Below are 19,182 nucleotides of genomic sequence, written 5' to 3' on the forward strand. Positions count from 1 at the left end.
ACCTGAATGGCCTGTCCACTCCACGCCGTGCCCCGGCACGTCCGGGTTCTCAGTGCGTTCGACGCTTGCGGCGCTCTTCTCCTTCTTGTTGCAGTGCGCGCAGGCGCCCTGTCCGTTGTCGAGGCTGGTGGCTCCGCCGCGCGAGACGGGCACGATGTGGTCGCTCTGGCGGATGGCGGCATTGCAGAAGGGGCCGCGACAGGTGGTGTCACGCCAGGTCAGGAATCGTTTCATCGCGGGCGGGAAGGCGCGGGCGGTCGAGTCCATGGCGACCAGCTCGCCGGTGGTCGGATGCGTGTAGAGCCGACGGATCTCGGCGCGGACAGCTGGCCCGTCGGCGTCGAAAGGATCGTCGGCCGGGTCCGCGGGTTCGGTGGTGACGGCGCGCAGCTGCTCTCGAACCGCCTCTGCCGGGACGGGGCCGTAGCCCTCGATGTGGGCGGTGTCGCCGGCGTCGGGACGGAACATGGCGCGATCGGTGATGATCAGGCCGATGTCCAGGGTGCCGGGCTCAATGGCGCCGCCGTCCCGTCCGAGCAGAGAGTCGGCGAAGGCGTCGGCCATGGCGGCGCTGTGTCCCTCTCGCGCCCCAGCGGCACGGCGTCGTTCTGCCTCGAGCGAGAACCGCTTGTGGATCCTGGCGGCGTCGATCGCCGAGAGCCGGGCGGAGAGGGTGGCCATGCCGTTCTGGCCCGGCTTCATCGTGACGTGGCGCTCCTTGTGCGCTCGGCGGTGACGGAGGGTGGCCCCGTCGGGGTCGAGTTCGCCCGCGATGGTCGCCACCGCGTCCTGCCAGCGCCTGGTGCCTGCGCCGTCGAACTCCGGGAGCCGCTGGCCGAGCCGGTGGTCCACCTCCCGGGCGAGCTCCGGGGTGAGGCCCGCGGCGGATCCCGCCACGGCGTAGGCGGCATCGCTGCTGATCTTGCCGGTCCGGAGCGCGTCCAGCATCTGCGGCAAGGTCTCGAGCAGACGCTGCGCGGAGGCGAGCGTGCGACCGGCCATGTGCGGTGAGCGCCGGGTGATCTGCGAGAGGTCATCCTTCGTGGTGTAGTCCGCCGCCTCCTCGACCGCTGCCTTGGACGGCTCTGCACCGTGCTCATGCGCTGCCTCGTCACGGGCCGCGGCGTACCGGTCACGGCGCGTGACGTCCCGCAGTGCGACCACTGACCGCGCCTCCAGCACGCCCATCGCCCCGACGCAGGCCTGGAGGTTGCCGAGCAGGTTCGAGAACTCTCGGCGGCTCCTCCCCGCGAGCTCGAACACCTCCCCCGGATCACCCGCGATCTCCTGCAGGAGATGGGCCAGATCCCCCAGCGCCTCAGCGAGTGCCGTCGGTCCCGCTTGCCGCAGCCCGTCGAGGAACGCCTGAGGGGAGAGTTCCCCCTCAGGGCCCGGGGTGCGCGGCGAAACAGTCATGACCCCATCGTTCCCGCAGGTGAGAAGCCACGAAAGGGCACTTGCGGAATTGTGGACGACAGGGGGCTGTGGAGGAACGGTGCGCCGAGCGGTCGCGCGCTGCGCTGTGCACCGGCCCGTTCAGCGCACGCTCCTCTCCAGGGTCGACAATGGGAGCCATGACGACTCTCGCCGACTTCACCGCCACCACGATCTCCGGCCAGGACCAGCAGCTCGCGGACCATCTGGGCTCCGTGGTGCTGGTGGTCAACACCGCCAGCAAGTGCGGGCTCACCCCGCAGTACGCCGGCCTGCAGGCCCTGCACGAGCGCTTCGGCGAGCAGGGCCTGACCGTGCTCGGCTTCCCCTGCGATCAGTTCATGCACCAGGAGCCCGGCACCGAGGAAGAGATCTCCGAGTTCTGCCAGATCAACTACGGCGTCAGCTTCCCGATGTTCGCGAAGGTCGAGGTCAACGGCGAGGACGCCCACCCGCTGTTCCAGTGGCTCAAGGCTTCCGACATCGACGCCGGCGACATCGAGTGGAATTTCGCGAAGTTCCTGCTCGGCCGCGACGGCACGGTGCTGCGCCGCTACGCGCCCGCAGTGGAGCCGGCCTACATCGCAGACGACATCGAGGCGGCCCTCGCCGCCACGGCCTGACCCCATTCAGCCCACGGCTGGCCCCCGGTCAGCTCCCGAGTGACCACCCGTCGGCGACCACCTGCTCGCGGTCGCCGGGCTGGTCCGTGTCCAGCACGTCCTTCCTGCCCTTGACCACCCGGAGCCTTCCCACCCAGGCGCCGAGCCCGCGGGTGGAGCCGTCGGTGTCCAGGCGCAGCCGGATCTGGACCTCGCCGGAGAGCGGCTCCCCGCCGTCGCCCGTGAGCGCGAAGGTGCCGTCCCAGAGCACGCGCCGACCCCAGCCGGTGATCTGCCCGTCGGCCACCTCGACCGGTTCTTCGTGCTTCGCCTCGAGGCGGCCGGAGAGCGGTAGCCAGGTCTCGCCCTGATCGGCCGAGGCCTCGAGGGTGAGGATGTCGTAGGCGGTCTCGAGGTGGGCGAACAGCTCCACGCGCAGCTCCGGCGAGCGTCCCGAACGATCTGCAGCGAGCTCGACCGCGAGGCTGAGCGTGGCGCTGGTCGCGTCCTCGGAGCCTGCGTGCCAGCCGTCGCGGACCTCCTTCGGCACCAGCCCGAGTGCGTGGGCGATGCAGGTGGAGACCTCGCGGCGGGTGACCGAGGTACTGGACCATTCGCGGGTGGGGTGCACCGAGTTCGTCAGCAGGATGACGATCGTGTCGGTGAGCGGGTCGATCACCAGCGAGGTGCCCGTGAATCCGGTGTGGGTGCCGCTGTAGGGGCTGGTGAGGCCTGCGTGGTAGAACCACGCCTCGAGCTCCGGGCCCAGGCCGCGGCGGGCCCCGCCGATGCCCGTGACGCCGGCGATCCGGTCGGTGAACATGTCCTGCACCGTGGCGGCCTTGAGGATCCGGGCCTCGCCGTAGCGTCCACCGCCGAGGAACATCTGTCCGAACACCGCAAGATCACGGGCGGTGGAGAACACTCCGGCATGGCCCGCCACCCCGCCGAGCGAGTAGGCGTTCTCGTCATGGACATGCCCGTGCACGAGATAGCCGTAATAGTCCACGTACTCGGTCGCGGCGATCCTGTCCTTCAGCTCCGCGGGTGGGTTGTACATCGTCTCGCTCATCCCCAGCGGCTGCGTGATGTGATCGCGCACGTACTCGTCCAGGCCCTGCCCGGAGAGCTTCTCGACGATCAGGCCCAGGGTGATCAGCCCGAGGTCCGAGTACACGTACGCGGTGCCCGGTGCGGCGTCCGGCGCGACGGTGAGCACGGCGTCCAGGCGCGAGGGGACATCCGGGTAGGCGGAGTAGAGGTTGATGAAGGCCGGGAGGCCGCCGACGTGGGTGAGCAGGTGTTGGACGGTGACATCGCCTTTCCCGTTCTGGGCGAAGCGGGGCAGGTGATCGGCGACCATGTCGTCCAGTCCCAGCAGTCCCTGTTCGACGTGCTGCATCACGGCGGTGGCGGTGAAGATCTTCGAGATCGAGGCGAGGTCGTAGATCGTGTCGGTGCGGGCGCGGATCCGCTGCTCTTCGGGCAGCTCGGTGGAGGCGTCCTGCCAGCGCAGCGCATATCCGTCGGCGTGCTCGTAGGCGATGCCGGCCTGGGAGGCGACCAGCAGGGACGCACCCGCGAAGCGAGGCGGATCGTTGTCGAGCCCGGCCCTGATGATCGCCGGGATGCCCTCGAGCTCTTCGGCGTCGAGGCCGACGGCGTCCGGCCGCGCCTCCCGCAGCGTCTTCCCGGAGCCGCGACGGTCCCAGGGATGGCGGTGGGGCTCGCCCCGGCTCCAGCTCGGGGCGGAGCGTGCGGATTGCGCGGTGGGGTGGTTCTTGTCCAGGTCGGGGTCGTGCAGGGCGGGGTCTCCTTCGGCATGCGCGGCGGCGGGGAGGCCGACGCCAGCTGCGGCGGCGAGCGCGGCCGCGGTCAGTCCGGTCCGACGGGTGATCCGGGGGTGCATGAGGCTCCTTCGCATCACGACGCTTCTGGACCGCTCCCGTCGTCGGGAGAGCCCGGACGCCGCCGCCCAACCTAGCGACGCGGCGCCGACGTGGCAACCGTCACAGCGGCGGCTCGGCGATGCACCAGCTCAGTGCGGCATTCACTCAGCGGGCCCAGTGCGGTGGTCACTCGGTGGGCGCCGTGCGGCAGCGCTCAGCGGGCCGGGAGCTCCGCCCGCTCGCGACGCACCTCGCGGATCCCGAGGATCAGGATCACGACTCCCGCGATCATCACCACGCCCCGGATCACCTCGACGATCACCTCGAGGACCGAGAAGACGTTCGATACGGCGACCGCAGCATCAGGGAGCTGCGAGGTGTCCCCGGAGACGGAGAAGGAGATGAAGAGCCCGAAGAGGGACGCGGCGATCATCAGCCCGGCACCGAGGCGCAGCTTCCCGCCGCCCTTGACCACCACCACGATGGCGAGCACGAAGGACGCCAGCCCCAGCCCGAGCATGCCCACCACGAGCACCAACGCGATCACCGCGGTCACGATGAGCTGCGGCGCGATCTCTCCGGTCATCATCTTCTCGGCGGCGTCGTCGGTGGGCAGCATCGTGAGCAGGTAGGTGCCGGCCAGCGCAAGCACCATCAGCACCGAGGTGATCACCAGCGCGGTCGCGGGCTTGAGCGGCTGATCGACGGGATGCACCGTGCGCTTCGAGCCGTTCGCCAGAGCGTTCATCGCTGACCCCCGTCCCGCTGCAGCTCGAGCACCGGCACGCAGGTCGGGCTGAAGCCCAGGACCTGCCCGTAGAACGACAGCGACGCCTCGGTGGCGCGGATGATCGTCTCCGCCCGGCGGAACCCGTGCTGCTCGCCCGCGAACAGCAGATATGCGTGCGGGATGCCCTTGGCGGCGAGCGCGTCACGGAACAGCTCCGACTGGCTGGGCGGGACGATCCGATCCTCCTCGCCCTGGAGCAGCAGCACCGGCACCTCGAGCTCGTCGACGTGGCTCAGCGGGGCGCGCTCGACGTAGAGGTCGCGCCGCTCGGGATAGGGGCCGACCAGCCCGTCGATGTACCGGGACTCGAAGTCGTGGGTGTCCATGCGGAACTTCTCGAGCTCGGCGACGCCGAAGCTGGAGACGCCCGCGGCGAAGGTGTCGGTGCGGGTGAGGCAGGCGAGCGTGGTCCACCCGCCGGCGCTGCCGCCCTCGATCGCGAGCCGGGCCCCGTCGGCGATGCCCTCGGCGACGAGGTGCTCCATCACGGCGACGGTGTCCTGCACGTCGACCACTCCCCACTGCCCGCGCAGGCGGTCGCGGTACTCGCGGCCGTAGCCGGTGGAGCCGCCGTAGTTGACCACCACCACGCCGAGGCCGCGAGAGGTGTAGTAGGCGATGGGCAGCGAGAGCACCGGCGGGACATGGGCGGTGGGCCCGCCGTGGACCTGCGCGATGAACGGCGGCAGCTCGCCCTCCCGGCCGGAGAAGCCCTGTTGCCGGGGGCGGTGGACGATCGCGTGGACCACGCCACCGCCGGGCAACGGCACCTCGATGCTCTCCGCGTGCGGCAGCAGCGCGGGATCGGGGGCGTCGCTGCGCGAGGAGCGCAGCGCGGACGTCGGCGACAGGGTCGGTGCCGACGGGGCGGGTGAGGCCAGGACCGACGGGTCCGCGACCGACGGGTCTGAGCCCGACGGAGAGTGCTGCGTCGCCGCTCCGTCGCCGAGGTCCAGGTGCGCGATATGGATCGCGGCGAACTGGGTCGGAGAGGCACCGGCGAGCACCAGCAGGCCGTCGGCCCGCAGCTCGGCGGCGGAGATCTGGGTGAGCGGCACCTCGAGCGGGCTCAGCTCTGCGGTGCTGAGCCGCAGCACCGACAATGCGGTCGCCGCCCGGCCGTGCTGCACCAGGGCACGGTCGGCGTCGAGCACCTGGTACCAGGTGGTGCCGAGCCCCCACATGGCGCTCGCGAACTCCACATCCAGCTCGATCACCTGGCGGGAGCCTCCGTCGGCCGACCACACCCAGGGGTTCCACCAGCCGGTCGCGTCGGAGAGGAACATCAGTCGCTGGTCATCCAGCCATTCGGGCTGCAGGACGGATGTCTCGATGCCCCCTGCGATGATCTCGCCCTCGCCGGCGCTGCCGTTGATGAGCGGGGCGAGGTGCAGCTCGGTGCCGTCCCACGGCATCTGCGGGTGCTCCCAGCTGATCCAGGCCACCTGGTCACCGCGCGGGCTGAGGCGGGCGTGCGCGACGAAGCGGGAGGACGGGGTGACGCGGCGCAGTGCCGAGCGGTCCTCGGCGGCGGAGCCGTCCAGCGGCACCGCGGCGACGTATCGCTCGATGTGCGGGGCGCCGTCCTCTCCCGTGCGCGGTCCGGCCTCGCCGCCGGTGTGGTCCTCGCAGATCCACCAGACCTCGGCGGTGCCGTCCGGGAGGGTGACCGGCGTGGGGTCGGCCCAGCGCAGGGAGGGGCCCTGGGCGGATTCGACCTCGGGGCCGACGGGGGTGAGCGGGCGGGGCTGCTCGCCCTCGCGCAGGGCGTAGACCCGCTGATCCTCGAAGTTCACGAAGACGACCAGCGGGGAGCCCTCGGCGCTGGAGCCCTCGGTGCTGGGGCTCTCGTCGCTGGGGTCCTCGGGCACCACGGTCCAGCTCGCGCCGCCGTACTCATGCACGCGGGAGCGGGCGTTGAAGGGGGCGGGCAGCACCGTGACGGGGTCTGCGGGGCGGTGCTCCTCGGCATCGTCGACCGCCGTGCTCGCGACCGCGGTGCGGCCGCCGGGCTGCGGGAGCGCGACCGGCCCGGCCGTGCGCACGATCGCCTGGCGGCCGCCCTCGGTCGCGATACCCTCCGTCCACCACACGGCATCGCCGACCAGGCGCGGGGCGCCCAGTCGGGTGCCGCCGGTCGCGAGGAGCTCGGCGGTGATGGGCGAGGGCCAGGAACCGTACGGGAGTGTGGTCACCATGGGCCCAGGGTATGCACTGGAGCCGCTCGGGACCTCCTCAACGCCCGGAGGAGCGGCGCCGATGCCTCAGAGCAGGATCGAGCCGGTCACCGTGAGCACGGTGTCGCCCCCGATCCAGATCGTGCCGTCGGCCTCGACCTGCACCTCGAGGCGTCCCTCGCGGTCCAGCACCGTGCCCTGCGCGACCGTCCACCGCTCGGGAGCCTCACCCCGAGCGACCAGCCACTGCGCGATGCCGGCGTTGAGGCTCCCGGTCACCGGGTCCTCGATGCCGCCGGGGGCGAAGGCCCGGACTTCGTAGCGGGGTCCGTCGGAGCCCTCATACCACCCCATCACTCCGACCTTCCACTCGGCGAGCAGGGAGAAGTCCGGGACGAGCGAGAGCACCTGAGCGGCAGTGGCCAGTTCGATCACCCGCCAGCCCGGGCCGTTGTCCGCCCAGGTGTGGTCGCGCACCGCAGAGGGTTCGAGGCCGAGGGCTGCGGCGATCTGCTGCACGTCGGATTCCTCGAGCCGCCCGCTGCGCCGCAGCGGTGGAGCGGCGAAGGCCAGGTGGTCATCGTCGCGCCGCACCTGGATGAGCCCTGCTCCGCACTCCTGGACGATCCGCTCCCCCGCCGGCTCGCCCCCGGCGTGCAGCCAGGCCCGCGCCGTGCCCAGGGTGGGGTGTCCGGCGAAGGGCAGCTCACCGGTGGGGGTGAAGATCCGCACCCGGTAATCGGCGTCGGGCACGGTGGGCGGCAGCAGGAACGTGGTCTCCGAGAGGTTCGTCCAGCGTGCCAGGCGCTGCATGTCCTCGGTGGTCAGCCCCTCTGCGTCGAGCACCACCGCCAGCGGGTTGCCGCGCAGGGGGCGGGAGGCGAAGACGTCGAGCTGGACGAAGGAGCGGCGGGACGAGGTCGGCATGGGCCCCATCCTGCCCTCCTGTGGTCTGCGGAGGGATCCACGTCCGCGGGCTCAGCGGTCGTCGTTGTGGGGCGTCTGCTCTCCCTCGCCCGGAGCCCGTTCGAGATCCTGCGGAGCGGTGCGCGGATCGACCGGGGACCCCGACAGATACGCGGCGCGTGAGAGCACGTTCGAGGCGACCGAGGAGACGATGATCAGGGCGATGACGGTGATGATCGTCTTGACCAGCATGTCTGCTGCGAATCCGTCGGTGCGGGTGTGCTGCAGGAATGCACCGACCACGATCATCGGCAGGCCCAGGCCCGTCGCCGGGGAGAGCACGTTGATCCGGGACAGCGAGTCCCGTGCCTGGAACATCGACAGTGCCGAGGTGAGCATCCAGAACCCGCCCCCGAGCAGTAGCACGGCGATCAGCACTGTCATCGCGATATCGAGCACGGCCATCATCGACGCCCCCTGGTGAGGATCCGCGCGAGCGCCACGGTGGCCAGGATCCCCAGCACCGAGGCGATGAGCGCTGCGTCCACTGCGGCCGCGGACTCCTTGAACAGGCCCACCAGGACGATCACGCCGATGGCGGAGAAGAAGACGAGGTCACCGACCACCGCGCGGCTGGCGGGATCGGGCGCGGTGGCGACCCGGAACAGGCCCACCAGGATCGTCGCCGCCAGCAGGACGACGGTCAGCCATAGAACCACGCTCATCGCTTCTCCTCCCGATCGGTGGAGCGCGATGGCCCCGGTGTCCTGCGCGCATCGCGCCCGTCGCCCTCATGGACGTGGCGTGCCATCCGACCGTCGGCATAGCGCTCGTCAGCGGTGCCGCCGCGCAGCGGCTGCAGGGTCGCATCCGCCCCGCCCCGGCCGCGGGTGGCGCGCAGCAGCCGGTCCTCCATCTCGCTGAGGTCGGCGAGGATCTGCTCGCGCGACTCGGCGAAGAGCGCGTGCACGAACAGGCTGGGCCCCTCCTCCAGGGTGCCGTGGGCTGTGCCGACCACGAGCGTGCCGGGAGTGATCGTGATCGAGGAGGCCATGGCGACAATCTCGACGTCGGTGGTGCAGCGCAGCGAGTACTCCACGATCGCGGGCGAGCTGCGGGTGGCCGGGCTGTAGACGCCGCGGGCGACGCCGAACGAGCCCTTGACGATCTCGACGAGGATCCAGAGCACGTAGCTCGCCGCGTACCACAGGCGCATCATCAGCTCTTCACCGCTTCCACGTAGGCGTCGACGTCGAGCAGACCGATCGCGGCCGTGTCGAAGACGGTCAGCAGCAGTCCGATGCCGACGAACATCGCGAGCGACAGCGCCATCATCACCGCGCCCGGCAGCGCGAGCCGCCACGGCACCCGCACCTCGGCCGGCAGCGGCACCTCGGCGCCGCGTCCGGTCTGCGCGTCGTCGGGCCGGTAGGTGGTCATGTCATCTCCCCAGGCGATACGGCGCCACAGGCGCTGCAGTCCCAGCAGGGATCCCACGGAGGCTGCCAGCACCGCGAGGATCGCGGCCCAGCCGAGGACGACGTCCCCGGTCGATGCCTGCTCGGCGGAGGCCCCGAGCAGGCCGATCTTGCCCCACAGGCCCGACGTGGGCGGCAGCCCCACGAGGCTGAACAGGCCCAGGGCGAGGATCGCGATCACCCAGGGGTCGCGCCGGGCGAGTCCCGAGAGATGCTCGAGACGGCCGGATCCGTAGGTGTGCTCGATCGCCCCGGTGGTCAGCAGCAGCGCCGACATCGTCAGCACGTGGTGGACCAGGTAGAGCAGCCCCGCGGTGAGCGAGAGCTGGGTGAACAGCACCAGGCCCAGCAGGATGTGGCCGACTCCGGCCACCATCTGATGGCCCATCGCGGTGCGCAGGCGGGACGAGGCGGCGGTGGAGAACGCGCCGACGAGGATGGTCGTGATCACCAGGACGGCGAGCACCGCGAGGAACGGCATGCCCTCGGAGAACGTCACCGAGACGATGCGGTACATCGCGTACAGCGCCACCTTGGTGTGCAGCGCGGAGAACAGAGCCATGATCCCGCCCGAGGTCGCCGGGTAGGCGCGCGGCAGCCAGGAGTGCACGGGGACCATGCCGCCCTTGACCGCAAGGGCCAGCAGCACCACGGCGAGTGCGGCCGCGGTCATCGGGTCCTCGCTGCCGGCCCCGGCCAGCTCGGCGAGGTTCACGGTGCCCGCGGTCCCGTACACGAAGCCCACGCCGATCAGCAGCACGGTCGAGGTGAGCAGGTTGACCAGGACGAACAGCCGTCCGATGCCGAGTCGGCGCCAGGTGCCGGTCACGGCGATGAGCGCGTAGGAGGGCATCAGCATGACCTCGACCCACACGAACAGGTTGAACAGGTCGCCGGTGAGCAGCGCGCCGTTGACCCCGGCGGTCAGCAGCAGCACCAGCGGGGGCACGAAGCGGTAGCGAGACTCGCCCGTCATCAGCAGGAACGCGCTCGCGGCGAGCGTGGAGACTGCCGTGACCAGCAGCATCACGGCACTGGCCGAATCGGACACGAAGGGGATCGCCAGCACGTCGGAGAATCCGCCGACGGCGTGGGAGATCACCGGCACGCGCTGGTGGAACAGCAGGAGCCACACCGCTGCGGCGCCGAGCAGCACGGGGACCGCGAGCAGCAGCACGCGTTCGATCACAGGGCGCCGGAGGACCACCAGGATCGCGGCCCCCAGCAGGGGGACCACCACGAACAGCGGCAGCAGGGCGGGGTCGACGGCAGGGATCATTGGTCTCGGGACTCCCCGGTCGACGGGTGCTGGGCCATGTCGTCATCGCGTCCGATCACAGCCAGGGTCAGCATGAAGATGGTGACCGCCATGGTGATGACGATGGCCGTCAGGACGAAGGCCTGGGGCAGCGGATCTGCCATGTCGGCGCGGGATGAGATGTCGGTGAGCGGCTCGGCGCGCCATCCGGGGACCCCGGAGGCCAGCAGCACGAAGTTCGCCGCATGGCTGAGCAGGGTGATGCCGAAGACGGCGCGCACCATGTTGCGCTGGAGCAGCAGGTAGACACCGCCGGTCACGAGGACGGCCACGGTGAGGCTGAGGATCATCGGCGGCCGACCTCCTTCGGCTCGGTGCCGGTGTTGAGGTGCGCGGTGGCCACCCCGACCCGGCGGCGACGGGGAGCGGGCTCCCCACGGGTGGTCTCGAGCGGTCCGGGGAGCTCGCCCTCCACCGCCTCATCGGTGCGCTCGCGGGTGCCCTCGGCGGGCGGCGTGCCGCCCGTCGCGCTCGCTCCCAGCAGGTTCACCGCGATCATCACCAGTCCCAGCACGGCCAGGTAGACGCCGACGTCGAAGATCATCGAGGTGGTCAGGTGCACCCCCAGCACGTAGCCGTGCAGCGGCTCGAGGAAGCCGCCCTCGACGTACCCCATGAAGCCGGCGCCGAGCGCTGTGACGACGCCTCCGCCGATGAGGATCAGCGGCAGGCGGGGCGGGCCGATCTGACGGTCCCTCGAGGTGGACAGGTACAGCAGGGCCACGATCGCGGAGCCGACCAGGGCGGCGATGAAGCCGCCTCCCGGGGCGTTGTGACCGCGCAGGAACAGCACGGCCGAGATGAGCGCGAGGATCGGAGCGGTCACTCGCACCATGAGCTGCAGGGCTGCGGCGTTGCCCCAGGCGGAGCGGATCGCGCGATGCGCGGAGGTGCCCTCCTCTCGCAGGGCCGGACCGTGCTCGACCTCGTCGGCCGCTTCGGCGTCGGCGCTCTCCGAGGGGTCGATGAACCGGTGGCGCACGCTGGAGATCACCGCGACGATCGCGACGCCGGCCATCCCCAGCACGGACAGCTCGCCGAGGGTGTCCAGGGCACGGAACTCCACCAGGATCACGTTGACGATGTTGTGCCCGCCCGTGATCTCCTCGGCGTTCGCGATGTAGTACTCCGCGACGTCGCTGCGACCGCGCCGGCCCATGAACAGGAACATCCCGGCACCGCTCGCGAGGCCCACCAGCACGGCGACGGCCAGTGCACCGCGCCGGCGGGGACGCGAGGTGGCGAGGAAGTTCCGCGGCAGGCGCTGCAGGACGAGCATGATGATGATGATCGTCAGCGACTCGACCAGCAGCTGGGTCAGGGCGACGTCCGGGGCGCCCAGCACCAGGATCTGCACGGTGGCGAGGATTCCGATCGCGGAGAGCGTGACGGCGGCGCCGAGCCGGTCGTGGCGCGTGCACAGCGTGATGACGGCTGCGGTCATCAGCACCAGCAGGACGACGTCGAGGGGCTGGTTCATGCCCTCGGTCAACGGGGCGAGCCCGTCGCCCAGGACCGCCAGGGCGCCGAGGACGACGGCCGCGAAGGCGACCAGGATCGCGCCCAGGTGGCGCATCGGATCGTCCGAGGCGATTGGCCGCACCAGCACCCGCGCGACGCGTTCGGCCAGGGTGTCCACCGCGGTCAGGATGCGGGCGCCGTCGATCGGGAAGGGACGCGCCTCGAGCGCAGGCAGCAGGCGCCGACGGCCCAGGGCGAGCAGGGTGCCGGCCGCGATCACGGCCAGGGTGATGCCCAGCTCCGGGGTGAGGCCGTGCCACAGCGCGAGGTGGGGGTGGTGCTCGCCGCCGAGGGCCGCCTCCATCGCCCGGCCCACCGGGGTGTCCAGCACGCCGACGAAGAACGCGAGGGGCAGGCCCGCGAGGATCGGCAGCGCGGCCGGCCACAGCAGCAGCGCGCCGGGTCGGTGCGCGTCGGCCGGCCGGATGATCGCGCCCGCCGGGTCGGTGCCGCTCGGCGCGGTGCCTGCAGGCTCGGTGTCTGCCTGTGCAGAACCGGCATCGTCCCGAGCGGCGGCCGCCGCGGCGGCGTCGTCCCGCGCCAGCGCCGTCTCGTCGCGGCCGTCGATGAACGCGCCCAGCACGATCTTCGCGCAGTAGGCGAAGGTCAGGACGCTCGCACCGGCGATGCCGAGGGCGACCACCCAGCCCGTCCAGGCGGGGCCCTGGGTGGAGAGGGCTCCGGTCAGCAGCGACTCCTTGGAGGCGAAGCCGAGCATCGGGGGCAGTCCGGCCATGGACATGCAGCCCAGCAGGGTGATCACGAAGGAACCGGGCATCGCGCGGGCCAGGGCCGGCATCCGGCGCAGCTCCCGGGTGTGGACGGCGTGGTCGATCACCCCGACCATCATGAACAGCCCGGACTTGAACAGGGCGTGCGCGATGGTGTGGAGCACCGCCGCGAGGATCGCGGCGTCCGTGCCCACACCGATCAGGGTGACGATCAGGCCCAGCTGGCTGACCGTCGAATAGGCCATGAGCTTCTTGAGGTCGGGCTGCTGCAGGGCCAGGAATCCGCCGACGAAGGCGGTGACGAGACCGGCGGTGATCAGCAGGACGTTCCACGCGATCACGTCATGGAACGCCGGGCTGAAGCGCAGCAGCAGGAAGATGCCCGCCTTCACGACGGCGGCGGCGTGGAGGTAGGCGGAGACCGGGGTCGCCGCAGCCATGGCGTCGGGCAGCCACACATGGAAGGGGAACTGGGCCGACTTCGTGCACGCCGCGATCGCGACCAGCACGGCGACGAGGGTGGTGAACGCCGGGTCCGTCGACCAGACGTCGGCGGCGAGCACCTCGCTCACCGAGGAGGTGCCCAGGCGCAGGACCATCAGCGAGACCGCGGTCAGCAGCGCGAGGCCGCCGAGGAAGGTGATCAGCAGGGTGCGCATCGAGGCGGCCTGGCCCCCGCGGCCGGAGCGGGCGATCAGGAGGAAGGACGCGATCGAGGTCAGTTCCCAGGTCACGAACAGCAGCACGAGATCGTCGGCGAGGACCAGCCCCACCATCGACAGCGTGAACACGGCCATCACCAGGGAGAAGCTGAGCTGGCGGCCGGGGTCGAGGTAGCGGGCCGAGTACGCGAGCACCACGGCGCCGATGACCAGGGCGATCATCGCGAAGACGATGCCGATGCCGTCTGCCTTGAGGGCGAAGTCGATGCCCCATTGCCCGGCCCAGGGGACCGAGAAGGTGGTCAGCGAGTCATCGGAGGTCCCGCTGAGCACAGCGGCGGCCGCGGGGACCAGTGCCGCCGCGGCCACGAGGTAGAGCCCGGCGAGGATCCAGCAGGCGGACCGGCCGAAGGCCCGGTCCAGGACCGGGGTGAGCGCGACAGTCGCGACTAGGATCAGCAGGGTCCACAGCACCGACACCGTCAGCACCCCGGCCCGAAGCGGTCGGAGGCATCGTGGCGGGTCATGCTGGGGATCCTAGCGAGTTCTCCTGACCTCCCCAACTCGGTCCCGCTCCCCGTCCGCCGCCGGGCGATCGCGCGCACGCGCGAGAGAAATAAGCCTCAGCGGCCCGCCTCATGGTCATCGGCGCGGGCTTCGCGTGGTGAACGTCACCGCGGCTCCGATCCGTCCGGCGCGCTTCGTTGCTGCTCACCACGTTCACCAGAGCCAGATCTCCGGTGGCGACATGTCCCGCCCGCCGCCCGGGGTGATCAGTCGGCCTGGCTCATGAACGCGATGCCCTGCTCCTCCTCGAGACGGTGCAGGAAGGCCGCGGTGGCGTCGCGGTTCATCGGGGACAGCGGGCGATAGGTGCCGTCCCACCAGCCCTTGGTGATGCCCTCCTCCTGCAGCCAGGCGATCTCGGCCGCGTACTGGCTGCTCTCCGGGACGTCCTTGAAGGGACGCTCGGTGGGCCGGGGCACATCGGGCGAGCCGGCGTAGCGGTACACGAACGCGGCCATGGCGTCACGCGCGATGGGCTGCGTGGGGCGGAACGTGCGATCGGACCAGCCGGTCGTGATGCCCTGCTGGAAGGCCCAGATGATCTCCGTGTAGTGGGCCTGGCCCTTCCTGACGTCCGTGAAGGGCTCGCTGCGGGGGAGGTCCACCTCGGGCGATCCCGCCAGGCGGTAGAGGAAGGCGGCCATCGCGTCACGGTTGACCGGCTGCAGCGGGCGGAAGGTGGCGGTGCCGTCCGCCTCCGTCCAGCCCTTGGCGATGCCGTTCTCGAAGGCCCACAGCACCGACTCGTAGTGCTCATCGCCGGGACCCATGTCGGTGAAGGGATGCTCGGGCTCCTGGACCGTCGGCAGCACCTGGACGACGGCGGGCTTCGGGCCGGTGCCGTCGAAGTCGGGGAAGAACGAGGTGTGGGCGCCGTACTCGCCGTTCTCCCCCGGGTGCTGCACCGCCACGAAGGCGGTGCGATCCTGGTCGCGGATCACGGGACCGCAGGTCTCGGCGTCGCGGGGGACGGCGAGGAACTGCTCGACCCGGCCCCGGGACTCCCCCTCGAGGGTGACGCGGAACAGGCCGTCGTTCTTGCCGATGCTGCCGGGCTGGCCGTCGGTGGAGATCCACAGGTTCCCCACCGAGTCGAAGGCGAGGTTGTCCGGGCAGGAGATCGGTGAGACCTGGTCCCGGGGGAAGCCCGAGAAGTAGGTGGTGTCGATCTGCTCGGGATCGCCGCACAGCAGCAGGATCTTCCAGCCGAACTCGGTGCTGGTGGGATCGCCCAGCTCGTCCATCTCGATGACATGGCCGTCTCGGTTGTTCGAGCGCGGGTTCATCTCGTCGGCCGGGGCCTCGCCCTCGCCGCCGCGGTCGGAGTTCTTGGTCAGGGCGACGTAGACCAGGCCGGTGGTCGGCGAGGGCTCGACATCCTCCGGGCGGTCCATCTTGGTGGCGCCGACCTTGTCCGCCGCGAGACGGGTGAAGACCAGCACCTCCTCGACGCTCATGTCCTCGACCTGCGACTCGCCGTCCTGGACCAGCGGGATCCAGCTGCCGCCGCCGTCGAAGGCGCCGTCGGCGGGGAGATCGCCGGAGCCGTCGATCTCCTCCGGCGAGGTGGCGGTGAAGGCGGCGACGTAGAGGTCGCCCTCGGACAGCAGGGTCATGTTGTGTGCGCGGTCGCCCTCGACGTAGGTGTCGCGGGAGACGAACTTGTACAGATAGTCGAAGACCTCGTCGTCGCCGGAGTAGGCGACCGCGCGGCCGTCCTCGGCGATGCGGACGTTCGCGCCCTCGTGCTTGAAGCGGCCCAGGGCCGAGTGCTTCTTCGGTGTGGAGGTGGGGTCCCAGGGGTCGACCTCGACGATCCAGCCGTAGCGGTTCGCCTCGTTCTCGTAGCCCTCGATGCGGGTGTCGAAGCGGGGGTGGCGGGTCTCCCACTTGCGCTGGGTGGCCTCGGTGCCGATGCCGTAGCGCTGATCGGTCTCGCTGCCGGGGGTGACGAAGTACTGGTGGAAGTTCTCCTCGCCGGTGAGCAGAGTGCCCCACGGGGTCAGGCCGCCGGCGCAGTTGTTGAGCGTGCCCTTGACCAGGGTGCCGGTGGGGTCGTCCTGGGTGACCAGCAGCTCGGAGCCGGCGGCGGCGCCGGTCATCTCGAAGTCGTCGTCGAAGGTGAGGCGGCGGTTCAGCTCCCCGTCGATGACGTAGGTGTAGGGCGCCTTGCGGCTCTCCCGTTCGAGCTCGACCACGGTCAGCCCGTGGGCTGCCATGCCGATCTCGATCATGTCCTCCTCGGAGGTGCCTGCGGGGAACATGATGTTCTCGTTCGTGTACTCGTGGTTCACGAACATCACCGCGCGCAGGCCGTCCGAGCCCGGGATCTCCTGGATCTCGGTGTAGTCGTTGTTGTAGCCGAACTGACGCTTCTGCGCCTCAGCGCTCTGGGCATCCCAGTCGAAGGCGGGCGCGTCGGAGAACAGCGGATCTCCCCAGCGGATGACGGGGTGCCACTCGAAGCCCTCGGGAACCGTGAACTCGTCGACATCGGAGGCGACGGACTCGATCGCGGTGAAGTCCAGCGGGGTTCCGCCCGGGGCCAGCGCAGGGGCAGTGCCGAGTGCGGGGGCGGCGCCCTGCGGAGCGGCGAGGGCTCCCTGGGTGCCGGCGACGCCGATGGCGATCGCGGCGGTGGTCCCGCCGAGCATCGCGCGACGCGAGATCGCGGAGGAGACGATGTCGCGGAAGCTCGGGTTGTCGCTGTGGTTGCACGGGCCGAGTGCGCACTGGTTGCCGCACTTCAGCGCACAGGTCACCGGCGAGCGTTTGCCCCGGACATGATCCTTCATGAGCAGCGGGAGGTCGATGAGAGCCATCAGGAGGTCCTTTGCTGTCGATCGTTCGCTCACCGCCAGCGGGCGGCGAGCAGGGTCGACGATGCGACAGCAAAGTGAGGGACGGTTCACGAGTCCACGACGCCAGAGTGAACTCTGGGCTCACAGCAGACGACGCCGGTGCTGGCCCGGCAGTGCGTCACGAGTGCGTCAGAAGCGCGTCAGAAGCACGTCGGCGGCGCGCCGGGAGCCCCTCAGAAGCGGGACGGTGCGACGAACCCCTCGGGTTTGACCAGCACCACGGGCACCGGGGATTCGATCGCGACCCGCTGGGAGGTGGAGCCCAGCAGGATCTTCCCGATCGGGGTGCGCCGGCGGATCCCGAGCACCACCAGGATCACGCTGTCGTGCTCGATCGCGTCGAGGATGTCATCGGCCGGATCGTCACGCTTGGGGACGGTGCGCAGCTCGTACTCCAGGCCGGTCTCCGCCAGGCGCTCGTCGAGCGGGCGCTGATCCGTGACGCCACGGGCCTTGCGGGGGTCCGGGGCCCGCTCGGAGGCGAGCACCAGCAGCGAGGCGTCGCGTCGCTTCGCCTCCTGAACGGCATAGGCGAGCGCGGCCTCGCTGGTGGCACTGGGAACGTAGGCCAGCAGGATGGTGGTCATGGATTCTCCCTCGGGGGAAACAGGGTCGGGCGGGCGGGTGTGAGAGCCGGGCGGGCGGGTGTGAGAGCCGGGCGGGCGGGTGTGAGAGCCGGGCGGGCGGGTGTGAGAGCCGGGCGGGCGGGTGTGAGAGCCGGGCGGGCAGGCCGACCGGGTCAGGGTTTCCCGATGTCATCGGGCTGGTGGAAGCGGGTGCGGCGGGCCCTGACTGCGCTGTTGTAGAACCAGGTGACGATGTACAGCAGCAACCCGATCGCGAGCAGACCACCTGCGATGACGTAGTTCTGCAGGGGCTGCGCGAGCGGGGTCACCAGAGCGAAGGAGGTGATCGCGCCGACGATCGGGAGCACCGTGGGGGTGCGGAAATGAGGCACTCCGACCTTGTCCTTGCGCAGCACCAGCACGGAGATGTTGACCATCCCGAAGACCGTCAGCAGCAGCAGCGCGGTGGTGCCGCCGAGAGCTGCGATCGTCTCCTCGGCGAGCACATAGCGCACCGAGAGCACCAGGGCGAAGGCGAGCACGGTGGAGAAGATGATGCCGGCCCAGGGAGTGCGGCGGCCGCGCAGGACGCCCTTGAGGAAGCCGGGCAGCACGCCCTGCTTCGACATGCCGTAGAGCAGGCGCGAGGCCATCATCATGTTGATCAGCACGGTGTTGGCGACCGCGAAGATCGAGATGAATGCGAAGATCGTGTCGATCGGGATGCCGGGGGCACCCACCTCGACCACCGTCAGCAGCGGGGTGCTCGCCTCGGTGAGCTGACCGATCGGGACCACGGCCACGGCGATCACGGAGATCAGCACGTAGACCAGCCCGGTGATGGAGAGGCCGCCGATCAGGGCCTTCGGGAAGTTCTTCACCGGATCGACGGTCTCTTCGGCCATGTTCACCGAGTCCTCGAAGCCCACCATCGAGAAGAACGCGAGCGCCGTCGCGCCGATGATCGCCATGAACAGGCTCTTGTCCCCCGCCGTCTCGAACAGGATCACGCGGGAGAAGTCCGCCTTGCCCTGGCCGATCGCGAAGAATCCCACCAGCACCACGAGCATCAGGCCGGTCAGCTCGATGAGGGTGAGCACCACGTTGGCCTTCACCGACTCCGAGACGCCGTACATGTTGATGCAGGCGACCAGGGCCAGGAACACCAGCGCGATGATCGTGGCCGTCCCGAAGGAGGCATCGCCCAGGCTCTCCTCCAGCTGGAAGGCCTTCAGCACGTTCTCTGCCAGGAAGATGGAGCTGGTCGACGCCGAGGTGATGCCCGAGGAGAGCACCGCGAAGGTCACCATGAAGGTGACGAAGTGGATGCCGAAGGCCTTGTGCACGTACAGCGCCGCCCCGGCCGCCTGCGGGTACTTGGTGACCATCTCGACGTAGGACAGCGCCGAGACCATCGCGACGGCGAAGGCGATGATGATCGGCAGCCAGCCGGCGCCGCCGACCTCGCCCGCGACCTTGCCGGTCAGTGCGTACACGCCGGTGCCGAGGATGTCGCCGACGATGAACAGCAGCAGCAGCTTGGGCGTGATCGCCTTCTTCAGCTCCGGCTGGTCGGTGCTCGGGCCGCCGGCGTCGGCGGCCGGTTCGGGGGCGGTCGGGCTCGACTCGCTCATGGGGTCCTCCAGGGGAGAGTGCGGAGCCGGCGGCGGGGACGCCCGG

Annotated in this window: 14 protein-coding genes and 1 pseudogene; 1 reads left to right on the forward strand and 14 read right to left on the reverse strand. The window is 70.5% G+C overall.

From position 1 onward, the window contains the following. Positions 1-120: 120 nt before the first annotated feature. Positions 121-1,416, reverse strand: a pseudogene (locus ACT3UF_RS05355) (DUF222 domain-containing protein); the annotation flags it as partial. A 158-nt stretch (positions 1,417-1,574) separates the two neighbouring features. On the opposite strand from ACT3UF_RS05355, the gene ACT3UF_RS05360 reads away from it, so the two are divergent. After that, on the forward strand, positions 1,575-2,057 hold the full coding sequence (locus ACT3UF_RS05360) for a glutathione peroxidase (RefSeq protein ID WP_441445382.1): 483 nt from the start codon (positions 1,575-1,577) through the stop codon (positions 2,055-2,057). Positions 2,058-2,085: 28 nt separating this feature from the next. Here the strand turns inward: ACT3UF_RS05360 and ACT3UF_RS05365 are convergent, their stop codons facing one another. From ACT3UF_RS05365 to ACT3UF_RS05425, 13 genes are all read right to left on the reverse strand, one after another. Then, entirely contained in the window at positions 2,086-3,945 is a 1,860-nt protein-coding gene (locus ACT3UF_RS05365; RefSeq protein WP_441445381.1) for a serine hydrolase domain-containing protein, read from the reverse strand. A 194-nt stretch (positions 3,946-4,139) separates the two neighbouring features. Further along, the gene (locus tag ACT3UF_RS05370; protein ID WP_441445380.1) at positions 4,140-4,673 is read right to left on the reverse strand and encodes a hypothetical protein; all 534 of its coding nucleotides are present in this window, start codon (positions 4,671-4,673) and stop codon (positions 4,140-4,142) included. Next, a complete protein-coding gene (locus ACT3UF_RS05375; RefSeq protein ID WP_441445379.1) occupies positions 4,670-6,913 on the reverse strand; it encodes a dipeptidyl-peptidase 5 in 2,244 nt (747 codons plus the stop codon). The genes ACT3UF_RS05370 and ACT3UF_RS05375 overlap by 4 nt, the downstream gene beginning before the upstream one ends. A gap of 66 nt (positions 6,914-6,979) precedes the next feature. Beyond that, on the reverse strand, positions 6,980-7,819 hold the full coding sequence (locus tag ACT3UF_RS05380; RefSeq protein WP_441445378.1) for a PhzF family phenazine biosynthesis protein: 840 nt from the start codon (positions 7,817-7,819) through the stop codon (positions 6,980-6,982). Between the two features lie 51 nt (positions 7,820-7,870). Then, the gene (locus ACT3UF_RS05385) at positions 7,871-8,266 is read right to left on the reverse strand and encodes a cation:proton antiporter (protein ID WP_441445377.1); all 396 of its coding nucleotides are present in this window, start codon (positions 8,264-8,266) and stop codon (positions 7,871-7,873) included. Next, complete coding sequence (locus ACT3UF_RS05390) at positions 8,263-8,523, reverse strand: monovalent cation/H+ antiporter complex subunit F (protein ID WP_441445376.1); 261 nt, start codon at positions 8,521-8,523, stop codon at positions 8,263-8,265. Before ACT3UF_RS05390 ends, ACT3UF_RS05385 begins: the two co-directional genes overlap by 4 nt. Then, complete coding sequence (locus tag ACT3UF_RS05395; protein ID WP_441445375.1) at positions 8,520-9,017, reverse strand: Na+/H+ antiporter subunit E; 498 nt, start codon at positions 9,015-9,017, stop codon at positions 8,520-8,522. Before ACT3UF_RS05395 ends, ACT3UF_RS05390 begins: the two co-directional genes overlap by 4 nt. Beyond that, positions 9,017-10,555 carry a monovalent cation/H+ antiporter subunit D family protein gene (locus ACT3UF_RS05400; RefSeq protein WP_441445374.1) on the reverse strand — a complete coding sequence of 513 codons (1,539 nt, stop codon included), beginning with the start codon at positions 10,553-10,555 and terminating at the stop codon, positions 9,017-9,019. The genes ACT3UF_RS05395 and ACT3UF_RS05400 overlap by 1 nt, the downstream gene beginning before the upstream one ends. After that, positions 10,552-10,884, reverse strand: a complete 333-nt coding sequence (locus tag ACT3UF_RS05405; protein WP_441445373.1) for a sodium:proton antiporter — start codon at positions 10,882-10,884, stop codon at positions 10,552-10,554. The genes ACT3UF_RS05400 and ACT3UF_RS05405 overlap by 4 nt, the downstream gene beginning before the upstream one ends. Next, entirely contained in the window at positions 10,881-13,997 is a 3,117-nt protein-coding gene (locus ACT3UF_RS05410) for a DUF4040 family protein (RefSeq protein ID WP_441445372.1), read from the reverse strand. Before ACT3UF_RS05410 ends, ACT3UF_RS05405 begins: the two co-directional genes overlap by 4 nt. 284 nt (positions 13,998-14,281) lie before the next feature. Beyond that, entirely contained in the window at positions 14,282-16,897 is a 2,616-nt protein-coding gene (locus ACT3UF_RS05415; RefSeq protein ID WP_442331900.1) for an alkaline phosphatase PhoX, read from the reverse strand. Between the two features lie 212 nt (positions 16,898-17,109). Then, complete coding sequence (locus tag ACT3UF_RS05420) at positions 17,110-17,523, reverse strand: universal stress protein (RefSeq protein WP_441445370.1); 414 nt, start codon at positions 17,521-17,523, stop codon at positions 17,110-17,112. Between the two features lie 152 nt (positions 17,524-17,675). After that, positions 17,676-19,136 (reverse strand): APC family permease, encoded by a 1,461-nt coding sequence (locus ACT3UF_RS05425; RefSeq protein WP_442331899.1) that lies wholly within the window; start codon positions 19,134-19,136, stop codon positions 17,676-17,678. Positions 19,137-19,182 lie beyond the last annotated feature (46 nt).

The sequence above is a fragment of the Brachybacterium sp. AOP24-D1-21 genome, assembly GCF_052378665.1.
Lineage (GTDB): Bacteria > Actinomycetota > Actinomycetes > Actinomycetales > Dermabacteraceae > Brachybacterium.

What these genes read in the sequence shown, in the direction of transcription:
- ACT3UF_RS05425 (WP_442331899.1), bottom strand. Translation starts at nt 19,136, where the DNA reads ATGAGCGAGTCGAGCCCGACCGCCCCCGAACCGGCCGCCGACGCCGGC.
- ACT3UF_RS05405 (WP_441445373.1), bottom strand. Translation starts at nt 10,884, where the DNA reads ATGATCCTCAGCCTCACCGTGGCCGTCCTCGTGACCGGCGGTGTCTAC.
- ACT3UF_RS05375 (WP_441445379.1), bottom strand. Translation starts at nt 6,913, where the DNA reads ATGGTGACCACACTCCCGTACGGTTCCTGGCCCTCGCCCATCACCGCC.
- ACT3UF_RS05390 (WP_441445376.1), bottom strand. Translation starts at nt 8,523, where the DNA reads ATGAGCGTGGTTCTATGGCTGACCGTCGTCCTGCTGGCGGCGACGATC.
- ACT3UF_RS05360 (WP_441445382.1), top strand. Translation starts at nt 1,575, where the DNA reads ATGACGACTCTCGCCGACTTCACCGCCACCACGATCTCCGGCCAGGAC.
- ACT3UF_RS05365 (WP_441445381.1), bottom strand. Translation starts at nt 3,945, where the DNA reads ATGCACCCCCGGATCACCCGTCGGACCGGACTGACCGCGGCCGCGCTC.
- ACT3UF_RS05415 (WP_442331900.1), bottom strand. Translation starts at nt 16,897, where the DNA reads ATGGCTCTCATCGACCTCCCGCTGCTCATGAAGGATCATGTCCGGGGC.
- ACT3UF_RS05400 (WP_441445374.1), bottom strand. Translation starts at nt 10,555, where the DNA reads ATGATCCCTGCCGTCGACCCCGCCCTGCTGCCGCTGTTCGTGGTGGTC.
- ACT3UF_RS05380 (WP_441445378.1), bottom strand. Translation starts at nt 7,819, where the DNA reads ATGCCGACCTCGTCCCGCCGCTCCTTCGTCCAGCTCGACGTCTTCGCC.
- ACT3UF_RS05395 (WP_441445375.1), bottom strand. Translation starts at nt 9,017, where the DNA reads ATGATGCGCCTGTGGTACGCGGCGAGCTACGTGCTCTGGATCCTCGTC.
- ACT3UF_RS05370 (WP_441445380.1), bottom strand. Translation starts at nt 4,673, where the DNA reads ATGAACGCTCTGGCGAACGGCTCGAAGCGCACGGTGCATCCCGTCGAT.
- ACT3UF_RS05420 (WP_441445370.1), bottom strand. Translation starts at nt 17,523, where the DNA reads ATGACCACCATCCTGCTGGCCTACGTTCCCAGTGCCACCAGCGAGGCC.
- ACT3UF_RS05385 (WP_441445377.1), bottom strand. Translation starts at nt 8,266, where the DNA reads ATGATGGCCGTGCTCGATATCGCGATGACAGTGCTGATCGCCGTGCTA.